This window comes from Micromonospora sp. NPDC049559, assembly GCF_040676675.1.
GTDB lineage: Bacteria > Actinomycetota > Actinomycetes > Mycobacteriales > Micromonosporaceae > JBFAPK01.
Genome location: NZ_JBFAPK010000038.1, coordinates 41247 through 54238, shown reverse-complemented (window position 1 = coordinate 54238; position 12992 = coordinate 41247). Strand labels below are relative to the sequence as shown.

Below are 12992 nucleotides of genomic sequence, written 5' to 3'. Positions count from 1 at the left end.
GGGACGCGTCCGGGCGTGGTCGGCCGATGGACGGGGCGAGGCGAGGTGGGGTCGGTCCTCGCGGCGCACTGTACGTCACGGCGCGCCGGTCCGGCACCGGTCGGGTCAGCAACCGGAAAACCAGGGCCCGGATTGAACTTCGGGCCGCCCCGCCCGTCGTACCCGTTGGGGTCCGGTCGGTGGACGGTGGGAACGCGAGGAGCACGGCAGGTCATCGGGAAAATGTCACGACGCTGGTACCGGACGGCCGCGCTCGCCCTGGCGGCCTCGGTCGGTCTCGGGCCGGGTCCGCTGCTCGCCGGCCTCGGGCCGGCCGCACCGCTGGTCGGCCTCGGGCCGAGTGTGGCGCTGGCCGCGCCCGCCGAGCCGCCGGCGCTGCCCGGCACCGGCAACGGCTGTGTCGGGCCGTCCGCCATCGTGGCCGACCGCCCGTCCTGGGCGTTCCGGCGGGTCGGTCCGGCCGACGTGTGGCCGCTGACCAAGGGCGCCGGGGTGACGGTCGCCGTGGTGGACACCGGCGTCAGCCCGGCCGGCGGCGGGCTGTCCGGGGGCGTGGTGGCCGCCGGTGCCGACGTCGTCCGGGGCGGGCGCGCCGACAGCGACTGCCTCGGGCGGGGCACCGCGCTCGCCGCGCTGGTCGCCGCCCGCCCGGTCGGCGGGAGCCTCTTCGTCGGGGTGGCCCCGGAGGCGCGGGTGCTGCCGGTACGCATCGTCGACGGCCGCGGCCACGTCCCGCCCGGGGCGATGGCCGCGGGCATCGCGGCGGCCACCACGGCCGGCGCCGACGTCATCCTGCTCGGGGTCGGCACCCCGACGCCGGACGCGGGACTGCGGGCGGCGGTGCGCGCCGCGATCCGCCGGGACGTGGTCGTGGTGGCCGCGGTCTCCGACCAGAAACCGCGGGACAACCGGCCGGTGCCGCCCTGGTATCCGGCGTCGGACCCGGACGTGCTCGCGGTGGGCGGGGTGGCCCAGTCGGGCGCCCCCACCGAGGCGGCCTCCCCCGACTCGGGGCTCGACCTGCTGGCCCCCGGCGAGCAGGCGTACACCGTCGGGCCGGTCGGCACCGGGAACTACCTGGTCGGCGGGCCGGCCGTGGCCGCGGCGCAGGTCGCGGCCGCCGCCGCGCTGGTCCGCGCCTACCACCCGGACCTGGATCAGGCGGAGGTGCGGCGGAGGCTGGTCGGCACCGGCGGGGGCGGCCTCGACGTCTACGCGGCCGTCGCGGACTCGGCGGCGCCGGAGACCAGCGTGCCGCCGCGCGCGGCGCCCCGGCTCGTCGTACCCGGACCGGAGCCCGTACCGGCGCGGCAGCGCATCGCCGCGACGGTGGCGGCGGGCACCGTCCTCGCCGCCGCCGTCGCGGCCCTCACCGTCGCGGCCGTCAGGCGGGGGCGTCGCCGCCGGTGGCGCCCGTGACCATCTGACCGTCGGCCTGCTCCACCGGTCGCCACGCCGTCTGGATCAGCCTCCCGCCGCGCCGGGTGCAGAGCAGGGCGCGGCCGGGCGGAAGCTGGCGCGGCTTCACGTTGCCGAGCAGCGGCCCCTCGTTCGGCGGGCAGGAGAGCGCCAGGTCCGGGGTGTTGGTCTCCTGCATCCGGCGGATCAGCGGGTCCATCGACATCCGCAGCACGTTCGCCGCGCCGCGCGTGACGACCAGGTGGAAGCCGATGTCCGCGCCCTGCGCGAGGTACGGGACCAGCGGCAGCAGCGGCGAGTCGTGCCCGGCCAGCAGGTCGTAGTCGTCGACCAGGACGAACAGCTGCGGACCGGTCCACCAGTCGCGGCGGCGCAGCTGTTCCGGCGTCACGTCGGAGCCCGGCATCCGGGGTCCGAGACCGGCGACCGCGTCGGCGACCGTCGCGGCCGTGGAGTCGGGCGAGACCGAGTAGCCGAGCCGGTACCCGGCGGGGACGCTGTCGAAGAGCTGCCGGCGGTAGTCGACGAACATGATCCGTGCCTGGGCCGGGGTGTAGCGGGCCGCCACCGACTGCGCGAGGTGCCGCAGCACGTTCGTCTTGCCGCTGCCGTCGTCGCCCAGCACCGTCAGGTGCGGCAGCTCGCCGAAGTCGTGCCAGACCGGCTGCATACGCTCCTCGTCGAGGCCGATCGGCACGCGGATGTCGCCCTCGGGCGCGGGCAGCGCGTCGGCCGGGAGCATCGCCGGCAGCGTCCGCACCCTCGGCGCCGGCTCGAAGTCCCAGAACTCGTCCACCATGGCGACCAGCCCGCGTACGCCGTCGGCCAGGCCCGCGGCGTCGGTGTCGCCGTCGATGCGCGGCAGGGCGGCGAGGAAGTGCAGCTTCTCCGGGGTGAGGCCGCGGCCGGGCACCTGCGGCACGGTGGCGGCGAGCCGCAGGTCGATCGCGGAGTCCACCGGGTCGCCCAGCCGCAGTTCGAGCCGGGTGCCGATCTGGTCGCGCATGCCGTGGTAGACCTCGGACCACCGGGCGGCGGTGAGCAGCAGGTGGACGCCGTAGTTGAGCCCCTGCGCCGCGATCTGCCGGACCGCGTTGTCCAGCGTCTCGAACTCCGACCGCAGCGTGAACCAGCCGTCGACGACGAGGAAGACGTCGCCGTACGGGTCGTCGGTGACCCGCCCGTCGGCGCGCATCCGCCGGTACGTCGCCATGCTGTCCACGCCGAGCGCGGCGAACCGCCGCTCCCGCTCGGTGATCAGCGCGGTCACCTCGGCGACCGTACGGGTGACCCGGTCGGCGTCCAGGCGGCCGGCGACGCTGCCGACGTGCGGCAGGCCGGCGATCGAACTCAGCGCGCCGCCGCCGAAGTCGAGGCAGTAGAACTGCACCTCGCGCGGGCTGTGGGTGAGGGCGAGGCTGCCGATCAGCGTGCGGACCAGGGTGCTCTTGCCGCTGCGCGGCCCGCCGGCGATGCCGACGTGGCCGCCGGTGCCCGCCAGGTCCGCCACCAGCAGGTCCCGGAGCTGCTCGAACGGCTTGTCGATGAAGCCGATCGGCGCCACCAGCTCGCCGTTGCCGGCCCAGCCGAGCGCGCGCAGGCCGAGTTCCGGGTCGGGCGCCAGCGTGGGGAGCAGCTGGTCGAGCGTGGGGGAGGCGCCCAGCGGCGGCAGCCAGACCTGGTGCGCCGGCGCGCCGCGTTCGCTGAGCTGGCCGACGACCAGCGAGAGGACGCTGTCACGCCCGGTCGGGTCGGCCGCCTCGACCGCCGGCTCGGCCGGCGCCGGCGGCAGCGCGGGCCGACGCAGCTCCACGGCCTCCAGGGTGTACGGCACCACCTGCTGCTGGACCACCTCCTGCGGGGCCCGGGCGGTGCGGGGACGGTAGGCGCCGGAGACGTACGCGGCCTTGAACCGGATCAGGGTGGAGACGTCCGTACGGAGGTAGCCGTTGCCGGGGGCGGGTGGCAGCTCGTACGCGTCCGGCACGCCGATCACCGACCGCGACTCCATCGCCGAGAAGGTGCGCAGGCCGATCCGGTACGACAGGTGCGACTCCAGCTGCCCGATCCGGCCGTCGTCCACGCGCTGGCTGGCCAGCAGCAGGTGCACGGCGAGCGACCGGCCCAGCCGGCCGATCATGACGAAGAGGTCGATGAAGTCGCGGTGCGCGGCGAGCAGCTCGCTGAACTCGTCCACCACGACGAAGAGGGTGGGCAGCGGGTCGAGCGGGGCGCCCTGGGCGCGGGCGCGCTCGTACTCCAGGGCCGAGCTGTAGCCGCCGGCCTGCCGCAGCAGCTCCTGCCGCCGGATCAGCTCACCGTGCAGGGCGTCCTGCATCCGGCCGACCAGGGCGGCCTCGTCGGCCAGGTTGGTGATCACCGCCGAGGTGTGCGGCAGCCGGTCCAGGCCGAGGAAGGTCGCGCCGCCCTTGAAGTCGACGAGCACGAAGTTGAGCGTCTCCGACGGGTGCGTGGTGGCCAGCCCGAGCACCAGCGTGCGCAGCAGCTCCGACTTGCCCGAGCCGGTGGCGCCGATGAGCATCCCGTGCGGGCCCATGCCGCCGAGCGCCGACTCCTTGATGTCCAGCTCGACCGGGTTGCCGTCGGCGTCGACGCCGATCGGCACCCGCAGCCGCTCGGCCTGCGGCCGGGGCGCCCAGAGCCGGTCCAGGTCCAGCCGGCTCAGGTCCGGGATGTGCAGGAGCGTACCCAGGTCGAAGTTGGTCTTGAGGGTGTCCTCGGCGGCCTCGGTGACGACCCCGAGGCGGTACGGCGACAGCAGCCGGGCCACCGCGCGGGCGCCGTGCGGGCCGAGCCGGTCCGGGCGCGCCATCCGGGTACGCACCTCCCCGCCCACCCGGTCCCGCCGCAGCATCAGCAGGTCGTCGCCCTCGACGTGCAGGCACAGCACACCCTTGCCGGCCGCCGGGCTGGGGTCGTCCAGGTCGACCAGGACGGCGTTGCGGCAGCCGGCGGTGGCGATCCGGGCGCTGTTGCCCATCCGGCCGCCGTCCCGGATCACCAGCACGTACGGCTCGTCCCGGCTCGGCGTCGCGCCCGGCTCGTACCGGGGGCGGGCGGTGAACCCCTCGCCGAGCAGCCGCTCCACGCCCTCGATGCTCTCGGCCGCGAGCCGCACCGCCCCGGCGCCGTCCTGCTCGGACGGATGCTGGGCGTGCGGCAGCCACTTCGCCCACTGCCACGCCTCGGCGCCGGCCTCGTCCACGCAGAAGGCCACCCGGACCTCCTCGGGCGCGTGGAAGGCGGCGAGCTGCATCAGCACGGCCCGCAGGAACGCCCGGTTCGCGTCCCGGTCCGGTCCGCCCAGGTGGATCTGCGCGAAGCCGCGGAAGAAGAGGGCCACCGGCTGGTCGGCCAGCGTGGTGTACGCCCGGATGAACCGGCGCAACGACTTGGCGGCCAGCGGCTCCAGGTCCTCGATCGGCTTGGTCTGCATCGGCACGATCCTGGTGGCGAGTCGCTGCTCGCCGGTGCCGATCCGCACCTCCAGGAAGTCGGGGTGCGTCGGGCGGCGCTCCCACCGCCGGGTCGTCATGACCAGCGACCAGAGCGACTCCGGTCCCGGGTGCTGCCAGGCGGCCGCCTCGCGCTGGCGGGTCACGCTCTGCCGGATCCGGCGCCGGTTCTGCGCCAGGTAGCGCAGGTAGTCGCGGCGGTCCCCGCCGATGCGCTGCCGGCGGTCGGCGCTGCCGAAGGCGACCTGGGCCACCACCATGCCACCCATCGCGAGGCTGATCATGCCGACCATCACCCAGGTCACCGCGCCCCGGGACGGGCCGACGAACATCAGCATCATCACGCCCGACATCAGCGCCATCGGCAGGATCAGCAGCGCCTGCCGCATCCCCGCGTTCTGGATCTCCGGCAGCGCCGGCGGTTCCTGCAACTGCAGCTCGCCGCTGGGCATCGCCGGTCCGGTACGCCGCGCCGGCCGCCTGAACAGCACCGTGGTCACTCACTGCCTCCGATCGGGTGTTCCCGTAGAGCAGACGGACGGCGGCGCCCCGCGAATCAAAGTGGCCACAATTTTCCGGCCGGATGAACCTGGACCGGTCCGGGCCGTCTGCTCGGGTATGACCGTCACCGCACCCGCGGAGATGTGCCGGCTCGTCGTGTGCGGGCCGGACAGTCAGCTTGAGATCGCCGTACCGGCCCGGGTCGTCGTCGCCGACCTGCTGCCGGTGCTGCTGCGACAGCTCGGTGACGGAATGGCCGACGCCGGCCTCGGCCACGACGGGTGGGTGCTGCAACGCCTCGGCGGCCCGCCGCTGGACGAGGAGGCGACGATCGGCTCGTGCGGGCTGACCGACGGCACGGTCGTGCACCTCCGGCCGCGCGCCGACCGGATCCCGCCGGTGCACTTCGACGACCTCGCCGACGGCCTGGCGACCGGGGTCCGCGACCGGCCGGGGCTGTGGCGGCCCGAGATGGTCCGCTGGGCCGCGGCCGGCACGCTCGCGCTGGCCCTCGGCGCCGGGCTCGTGGCGCTGGCCGGCACCGGGCCCACGCTGGCCCGGGCCGTGGTGGCCGGTGCGGTGGCGCTGCTGCTGGCCGCCGCCGGCCCGATCTTCACCCGCTCCTTCGGGGACCGGCTGTTCGGCCTGGTCGCGGCGGCGGGCGCGGCTGGGTACGGGGCACTGGCCGGCCTGGTCGCCCCGGACGCCGCGACCCCGACGTCCCGGCTGGTGCTCGGCGCGCCGCAGCTCTTCACCGCGGCCGTGATCGTGGCGGTGCTCGCGGTACCGGTGGGTGTGCTGGTCGGCCGCGCCGGTCCGGCCACCGCGGCGGTGGTCTCCGGCGCGCTCGTCACCGCGACCGGCGCGGCGCTGGCCACCTTCGCCGGCGTGGACGGCGCGGGCGCCGGCGGGGTGGTGGCGGTGTCGGCCACGGTCCTGACCGCCGCCGTGCCGGTGACGGCGTTCCGGCTGGCCCGGATCCGCCTGGCCCCGCTGCCGACCCGGCCGGAGCATCTCCAGGAGGACATCGACCCGGAGCCCAGCGAGGAACTGCTGGGCCGGGCCGCCGCCGCCGACCGGTACATGACCGGCCTGCACGTCGGGCTCGGCCTGGCCGCGGGCGTCGGGCTGGTGCTCTGCGCGCTCGGCGGCGGCTGGGCGGGGTACACCCTGGCCGGGCTGACCGCGCTCGTCCGGCTGCTGGCGGCGCGGCCGATGACCAGCGGCTGGCACCGACTGGCCGGGGCCGCGCCGGCCGCGGCCGGGCTCGTCGCCGTGGCGCTGCTGGCCCTGCGCGGGGCCGAGCCGCCGGTGCGGCTCGCCGCGGTACCGGCCGCCCTGGCGATCCTGGTGGTGCTGCTCTTCCTGGCCGCCCGGCACCTGCCCGGCCGCCGGCTGATGCCGGTCTGGGGCCGGATCGGCGACGTCACCCAACTGGTCGCCACGGTCGCGCTGCTGCCCGTCCTGGCGGCGGTGCTCGACCTGTACGGCGCGGCGCGGGCGCTGGGGGGCTGACCGTGCAGTCCCGCCGCGACCAGGTCCAGGCGCAGTCGTACGTCTGGAGCCGCCTGGTGACCGCGCTGGTCGTCGCCGACGCCGACGCCGCCGAGAACCCGAACCGCCGGACCGTCGTCGGTACCGTCTCCGGGCTGCTGGTCGCCGCGCTGGTGGTGGTCGGCTTTACGGTGTACGGGTTCCTCCGGCCGGGCGGCGCGAGCGCCTGGCAGAAGCCCGGCGTGCTGGTGGTGGAGAAGGAGACCGGCAGCCGGTACCTCTACGTCGGCAACCGGCTGCGGCCGGTCCTCAACTACAGCTCGGCGCGGCTGATGTTCCCGGCCGAGCCGAAGGTCGTGTCGGTGTCCCGCCGGTCGTTGGCGGCCGTACCGCACGGGCAGCCGGTCGGCATCGTCGGCGCCCCCGACGCGTTGCCGCCGCCCGGGCGGGTCGCCGGCCAGCTCTGGACCGTCTGCGCGGCGGCCGCCCCGGACCAGACGGGCCGGACCACCACCGCCACCACCCTCGCGATCACCGCGGCGGGCGCGGCGGGCGGGCGCGCGCTGGCGCCGGACGAGGCGGTGCTGGCCAGGGCCGGGGACCGGACGTACCTGCTGTGGCGCGGTTACCGGCTGCGGCTGGCCGCCGACTGGATGCCCCGGGTGCTCGGCGCCGACGGCGGTGCGGCACCGGTCGAGGAGAGCTGGCTGGAGACCGTACCGGCCGGGCCCGACCTGGCGCCGCCCGACGTGCCGGAGCGCGGCGCGCCCGGCCCGCTGGTCGACGGCCGGCCGACCCGGATCGGTCAGCTCTTCGTCGCCCGGACCGCGAACGGCGCGGAACGGCACTACCTGCTCCGGCGGGACGGGCTCAGCCCGCTCGGCTCGCTGGCGTACGCGATCGTGGCCGCCGACCCGGCCACCGCCCGGCTCTACGACGGCGGTCCGGTCCGGCCGGAAGAGCTCAGCCTGGCCGCCCTCGCGCAGGCACCCACCTCCGACCGGCCCGTCCTGCCGGCGGGCGTACCGGCGGAGCTGCCGCGCATCCTGCCCGCGCGGCCGCCGGGCGGCGCCTGGTGCGCCCGGCACCGGATGGCCGACGGCGGGGTGCAGATCGTCGCCGACGCGCCGGTGACCGTGGCCGGCATGGTCACCGACGGACTGGCGCTGCGGCGCGGCTCGCGGACCGCGGCGGCCGTGTCGGTGGCGCCCGGGCAGGGCGGCCTGGTCGTGGCCGGCCGCTTCGGGCAGGCGCTCGGTCCGGACCGGTACCTGGTGACCGACGCCGGCGTGAAGTACCCGGTGGCCGACGCGGACTCGGCCGCCCGGCTCGGTTTCCCCGCCTCCGACGCCCGACCGGTGCCCGCCCGGCTGCTCGACCTGCTGCCGACCGGGCCCGCGCTGGGGACGGCGATGGTGCTCGGATGACCGGGCCCGGCCCCGCCGACCAGGCCGGCGATGGTGCTCGGATGACCGGGCCCGGCCCCGCCGACCAGGCCGGCGGTGGTCGGCGGCGGGACCGGGCCCGGACCGCCCGCCGCAGCACGACACCGCGGACCGCGCTCACCCGGAGCCGGTGCGGGACAAGGGAGAGGTAGATGGCAGGCAATCTCAAGCAGATCGACGAGCCGACCACGGTCGCCCTCATCCAGGCCTTCAAGCAGGCCTCCGACGACCAGCAGAGCGCGCACAACGCGGTCAGCACCACCCAGGCCGCGCTGCTCGGCGGCTGGACCGGCGTCGCGTCCGGCCGCTTCAACGACGGCCTGGGCGAGTGGATGCAGGGCCTACTCAAGGTCCAGCGGGCGCTCAACATGATCGACGAAAGCATGGTGGCGTTCTCGAAGCTGACCGCCAACACCGAGGACGACGCGATCGCGCTGGCCGCCCAGGGCCAGGTCTCCGCGAGCTGGACCTGAGGGGAGAACCGACCATGGTCACCTATTCCGTCGACGTCACCGGCAACACCGACGGCGTCCAGTCGCTGCGCGGCGTGACGATGAAGCTCCAGGAGTCGCTGCGGGCGCTGGTGGCCAGCGCCGAGCGCTTCAAGGCGGCGAACGCCGGTTACGCGATCGACAGCTACGACGAGGCGCAGCGGCTCTGGAACGAGGGCATGCGCGAGATGCAGGACGCCCTGAACACCAAGGGCACCAACCTGGGCCGCATCACCGAGAACTACGTCCAGACCGACGCGCAGGGCGCGGCACTGTTCGGGCGCTGAGCCACACCGGTCCCGGGTACGGGTGGCCGCCCGGCCGCCCGTACCCCTCCCCGTCATCCACCGCCCGCAGCAGGGAGGCGCCATGGCCGACAACTCCGGCAGCCACATCAAGATCGACGAGCACTTCATCTCCACGGTCCGCGACCAGCTCATGACCGTCCGCAACCAGATCTCCGTCGTCCGGGGCGGGGTGAACCCCAACGACGAGGCGCACCCGCACGGCATGCCGCTGAGCAACCTGGCGATCGTGCCGGGTCACGCGAACTTCGCCAACGGGGTGGACCTGAAGTCCAAGGTGACCACGATCGCCGGGCAGGTCGACACGAAGCTGGGCGCGTTCGACCTGAAGCTCGACAAGTACTCGCAGACCCTCGACCACATCCTGGCCTCCGCGGACAACGTGGAGCTGACCAACATGTCGCTGACCGACTACGGCCGCTACACCGGCGAGAGCGGCGTCACGGGCCCGCCGCCGGTCACCGGCGTCTGAGCTACCGGCACCCGTCCCAGCCCTCGCCGGGCGATCCGCGACGCGTGGAGGAGAACGATGACTCAGCCCCTGGACACCACCAAGCCCTGGGAGTCCGGTCTGATCATGGTGCTGGGCGCCGAGCCCATGGACCGGCGCGCGTTTCTCGGCATGCCGTGGATCAGCATCACCGGGCACCGGGTGGAGTCGAAGCCACCGGAGGGGTCGCCCGGCGAGAACAAGTTCAACGTCTTCCGGAAGCTGGACGGCGGCACGCGGATCACGTACGTCTCGGGGTACATGGGCAATCCCGTACCGATCGAGACCAACAACCCGGACAACTACCTGATCCTGGACGGCGAGGTCAACTGGTACATGGGCGGCGAGGGGAAGTCGCCGCACGACCACTACGTCAACGAGTTCCTCGCCAGCACCAACAAGGCGCTGGACAGCGGCCCGAACGGCAACGTGCTGAACGCGCCCTCGCTGGACAGCGCGGCGGAGACCTACTACAACACGTGGACCTGGCTGGGGCAGGCGGTCCAGCGGCTGCAGACCGAGATCGGCAAGGTCGACGGCGCCGGTACCGGCTTCGAGGGTACGGCCGCGGCCGCGTTCATCCAGACCCTGGAGAACCTGCGCGACGAGCTGAAGATGCTCCAGGCGGACCTGAAGACCAACCAGGACTGGGTCCAGATGCTGCACGACAACGCGACGGCGGCGCGGACGTGGTGGAGCAAGGTGAAGGCCGCCTGGGACGACTTCTACTACCACAAGCCCGACCCGTCGAAGATGCTCTCGGACGTCCTGTCGCAGATCCAGACGCAGGCCCAGGCGCTCAACGGGCAGCCGGCCGCGACCGGAGAGGTCACCAGCTGGCAGTTCAAGCTGAACTTCGGCAACGGCGAGCACACGTACGACTTCCTCCAGGACGGGGTCAAGACCCTCAACACCGACCTGCAGAACTTCTGGAGCAGCAACGCGGCCAACCTGGACAGCACCATCACCACCCAGGTGACCGCCTTGCGGGACAGCTTCGACAAGACCCGGATGAACATGCACGACACCCGGACGTACCTGCCGCCGCCGTCGAAGGTGCAGCCGCCGCCCGGCACGAACGGGGACACCAACGGGGACGGCAAGTTCGACATCGACGACCTGATCGGCGACGGCGGGAACAACGGTGGTGGGAACAACGGCGGGCCCGGCGGTGGCGGCAACATCGACATCGACGACCTCTTCGGCGACGGTGACGGCACCGGCTCCGGCGGCGGGAACAACGGCGGCCCCGGGGGCGGCGGCAACGTCGACGTCGACGACCTCTTCGGCGGGAACAACGGCGGCGGGAACAACGGCGGGCCGGGCGGCGGCGGGTCCTTCGACACGACCGGCAACCCCGGCCCGGACGGGGTCTTCTCGGCCTCGACCGGCGGCGACGGCCTCGACGGCCTCAACGGGGGAGCGGGCACCGGCCCCGGCGGCGGGTTCGCCGGGGGACCGGGCGGGATCGGGGCCTTCGGCAGCCTTCCGGGAGGCCGCGGCCCCGCGACCGTGACGGCGCGCAACGGTTCGGGCGGGAACGGCCCGACGGTCGACGGTCTCACCGACTTCACCGGCGGGGACCTGCCGGACGGGCCCGGCACGCCGGGCGCGACCGTGCCCCCGTTCGGCGGGCAGGACGGGCCCGCCACCGTCGACCCCCAGGACCTGACCGGCGGGGTCGGCGGCGGCGCGAACCTCCCGCCGCTGGACTCGACCGGGCCCGGGCAGCCCGGGTTCGCCGGCGCGGGCGGCCAGGTCGGCAACCTGCCGGGCGGCGGGCAGGTCGGGAACGTCCCCGGCGGGGCCGGCGCGTCCGGCCTGCCGCCGGGCGCGGACCACGACGGGGGTACGCAGCTGCCGGGCGCCCTCGTACCGGACGACCTGCCCGGCGGCGGCACCGGCCCGGGCGGCGGCGCGGGGATCGGCGACCTCGGCGGGAGCGTGGGTTCCGGCGGCGGCCCGGGTGGCGGGAGCGGCATCGGCGACCTCGGCGGCGGTGGCCTGCCGGGCCTCGGCGGCGACGGCGCCTCCCTGCCGTGGGGCCCCAACAATCCGCCGCCGGACAACGGGTTCACCATCGGGCCGCTCGGGACCTTCCCGGACTCCGGCGGCATGGACTTCGGCAACGGCGCGTACGGCGGCAACGGCACCTGGGCCAGCGGCGGTCCCGGCGCCGGCGGCGCCTGGTCCGGTGGCGGATCCGGCTCGGGACTGGGCGGCGCGGGGGCTGCGCTCGGCGGACTTGCCGCGGGCGGCGGCCCGGCGGGCGCGGCCGGGGCGGCGGGTGCCACCGCGACCGGCAGCAGCGGTGCCCCGCCGATGATGCCGCCCATGATGCCCCCGCTGGGCGGCATGGGCGGCCTCGGCGGCAACCAGGAGAAGGAGCGGGAACGCACCACCTGGCTGGCCGAGGACGAGGAGGTCTGGGGCACCGACCCGGACGTGACCCCCGCGGTCATCGGCCGCGACGAGTTCGCCGACACCGACGACGCCGAGCGCGCGCCCTGGCAGCCCACCCCGCAGCACCCGAACGCACCGTACGGGCCCGCCCGGGGCGGCGGCCGGGCCACCAACCGCGGCTACTGACCGAGGAGACACGATGACCAGTCCCCTGGAGAACCGGATCGAACAGGCCATGGCCGAGTTCGAGCGGCACAAGGCGTCGGTGGCGGACTTCGAGGCGCGGGTCGCCGACAGCCGGACCACGGTGACCACGAAGAACCGGGCGCTGAGCGTCACGGTCAACGCGCAGGGCGAGCTCGTCGAGGTGAAGTTCCCGACCGGTGCGTACCGGACGATGGCGCCCGCCGAACTCGCGGGCCTGCTGGTGGACGCGGTACGCGACGCGCAGCTCCAGGCGCGGCAGCAGGCGGCGCAGCTGCTCCAGGCGCTGCTGCCGGCAGGGGTGCCGGTCCTCGACATGCTGACCGGCCCGGTCGACTTCGACGCGACCATGGACGAGATCACCCGCGTCTTCGCCGAGGCCCGCCAGCCCCGCGAGACGCGTACCGCCGGCGGGGAGCGGCGGCCGTGACGCCGCGGCTGGGCGCCGACACCGAGCGCATCACCAGTCCCGCCCTGCGGCAGGCCGAGGAGGAGATCGGCGACGCCATCGAGCGGTACACCGACGGTCTCGCCCGGGTGGGCAAGGTGGTCCTGCACGAGCGCAAGTCCGACCTGGACCAGTACGTCCGGCAGTTGGTCACGGAGTCGCCGGAGGCCACCACCGCCCTGTTGGAGCTGGTCCGGCGGGCCAGCCAGGGCGACCTGGGCGCCACCTCGCAGCTGGCCGAGTTCCTGGAGAAGGCCGAGGAGGAGAACACCCGGGCCGCCGCCGACGGCGACGCCAACCCGCACCGCTGAGCCGC

10 protein-coding genes are annotated in these 12992 nt (G+C 75.1%); 9 read left to right on the top strand and 1 reads right to left on the bottom strand.

Features of this window, described 5'->3' with window-relative positions; translation table 11 throughout:
• Nucleotides 1–222: 222 nt before the first annotated feature.
• Nucleotides 223–1419: a S8 family serine peptidase gene (locus AB0J86_RS31075; protein WP_363861213.1), complete on the top strand. Its 1197-nt coding sequence runs from the start codon at nucleotides 223–225 to the stop codon at nucleotides 1417–1419.
• Here the strand turns inward: AB0J86_RS31075 and eccCa are convergent.
• Entirely contained in the window at nucleotides 1385–5347 is a 3963-nt protein-coding gene (gene eccCa / locus AB0J86_RS31070; protein WP_363861244.1) for a type VII secretion protein EccCa, read from the bottom strand. The two genes, AB0J86_RS31075 and eccCa, sit on opposite strands and share 35 nt — an antisense overlap.
• A gap of 166 nt (nucleotides 5348–5513) precedes the next feature.
• Here eccCa and eccD point away from each other — a divergent pair, with 166 nt between their 5' ends.
• From eccD to AB0J86_RS31030, 8 genes are all read left to right on the top strand, one after another.
• Nucleotides 5514–6911 carry a type VII secretion integral membrane protein EccD gene (gene eccD, locus AB0J86_RS31065; protein ID WP_363861212.1) on the top strand — a complete coding sequence of 466 codons (1398 nt, stop codon included), beginning with the start codon at nucleotides 5514–5516 and terminating at the stop codon, nucleotides 6909–6911.
• 2 nt (nucleotides 6912–6913) lie between these two features.
• Nucleotides 6914–8317, top strand: a complete 1404-nt coding sequence (gene eccB, locus AB0J86_RS31060; protein ID WP_363861211.1) for a type VII secretion protein EccB — start codon at nucleotides 6914–6916, stop codon at nucleotides 8315–8317.
• A gap of 170 nt (nucleotides 8318–8487) precedes the next feature.
• On the top strand, nucleotides 8488–8808 hold the full coding sequence (locus AB0J86_RS31055; protein WP_363861210.1) for a WXG100 family type VII secretion target: 321 nt from the start codon (nucleotides 8488–8490) through the stop codon (nucleotides 8806–8808).
• A gap of 14 nt (nucleotides 8809–8822) precedes the next feature.
• Complete coding sequence (locus AB0J86_RS31050; RefSeq protein WP_363861209.1) at nucleotides 8823–9113, top strand: WXG100 family type VII secretion target; 291 nt, start codon at nucleotides 8823–8825, stop codon at nucleotides 9111–9113.
• A gap of 82 nt (nucleotides 9114–9195) precedes the next feature.
• Nucleotides 9196–9603, top strand: coding sequence for a hypothetical protein (locus AB0J86_RS31045; RefSeq protein ID WP_363861208.1), 408 nt, complete (start codon nucleotides 9196–9198; stop codon nucleotides 9601–9603).
• A gap of 57 nt (nucleotides 9604–9660) precedes the next feature.
• Nucleotides 9661–12210 (top strand): hypothetical protein, encoded by a 2550-nt coding sequence (locus AB0J86_RS31040; RefSeq protein WP_363861207.1) that lies wholly within the window; start codon nucleotides 9661–9663, stop codon nucleotides 12208–12210.
• Nucleotides 12211–12223: 13 nt separating this feature from the next.
• A complete protein-coding gene (locus tag AB0J86_RS31035) occupies nucleotides 12224–12658 on the top strand; it encodes a YbaB/EbfC family nucleoid-associated protein (protein WP_363861206.1) in 435 nt (144 codons plus the stop codon).
• Nucleotides 12655–12987 carry a hypothetical protein gene (locus tag AB0J86_RS31030; protein ID WP_363861205.1) on the top strand — a complete coding sequence of 111 codons (333 nt, stop codon included), beginning with the start codon at nucleotides 12655–12657 and terminating at the stop codon, nucleotides 12985–12987. Before AB0J86_RS31035 ends, AB0J86_RS31030 begins: the two co-directional genes overlap by 4 nt.
• Nucleotides 12988–12992 lie beyond the last annotated feature (5 nt).

Bases quoted from the DNA above. Each gene is read 5' to 3' on its own strand.
- AB0J86_RS31075 (WP_363861213.1), top strand. From the start codon at position 223: ATGTCACGACGCTGGTACCGGACGGCCGCGCTCGCCCTGGCGGCCTCG.
- eccCa (WP_363861244.1), bottom strand. From the start codon at position 5,347: ATGCCCAGCGGCGAGCTGCAGTTGCAGGAACCGCCGGCGCTGCCGGAG.
- eccD (WP_363861212.1), top strand. From the start codon at position 5,514: ATGACCGTCACCGCACCCGCGGAGATGTGCCGGCTCGTCGTGTGCGGG.
- AB0J86_RS31055 (WP_363861210.1), top strand. From the start codon at position 8,488: ATGGCAGGCAATCTCAAGCAGATCGACGAGCCGACCACGGTCGCCCTC.
- AB0J86_RS31050 (WP_363861209.1), top strand. From the start codon at position 8,823: ATGGTCACCTATTCCGTCGACGTCACCGGCAACACCGACGGCGTCCAG.
- AB0J86_RS31045 (WP_363861208.1), top strand. From the start codon at position 9,196: ATGGCCGACAACTCCGGCAGCCACATCAAGATCGACGAGCACTTCATC.
- AB0J86_RS31040 (WP_363861207.1), top strand. From the start codon at position 9,661: ATGACTCAGCCCCTGGACACCACCAAGCCCTGGGAGTCCGGTCTGATC.
- AB0J86_RS31035 (WP_363861206.1), top strand. From the start codon at position 12,224: ATGACCAGTCCCCTGGAGAACCGGATCGAACAGGCCATGGCCGAGTTC.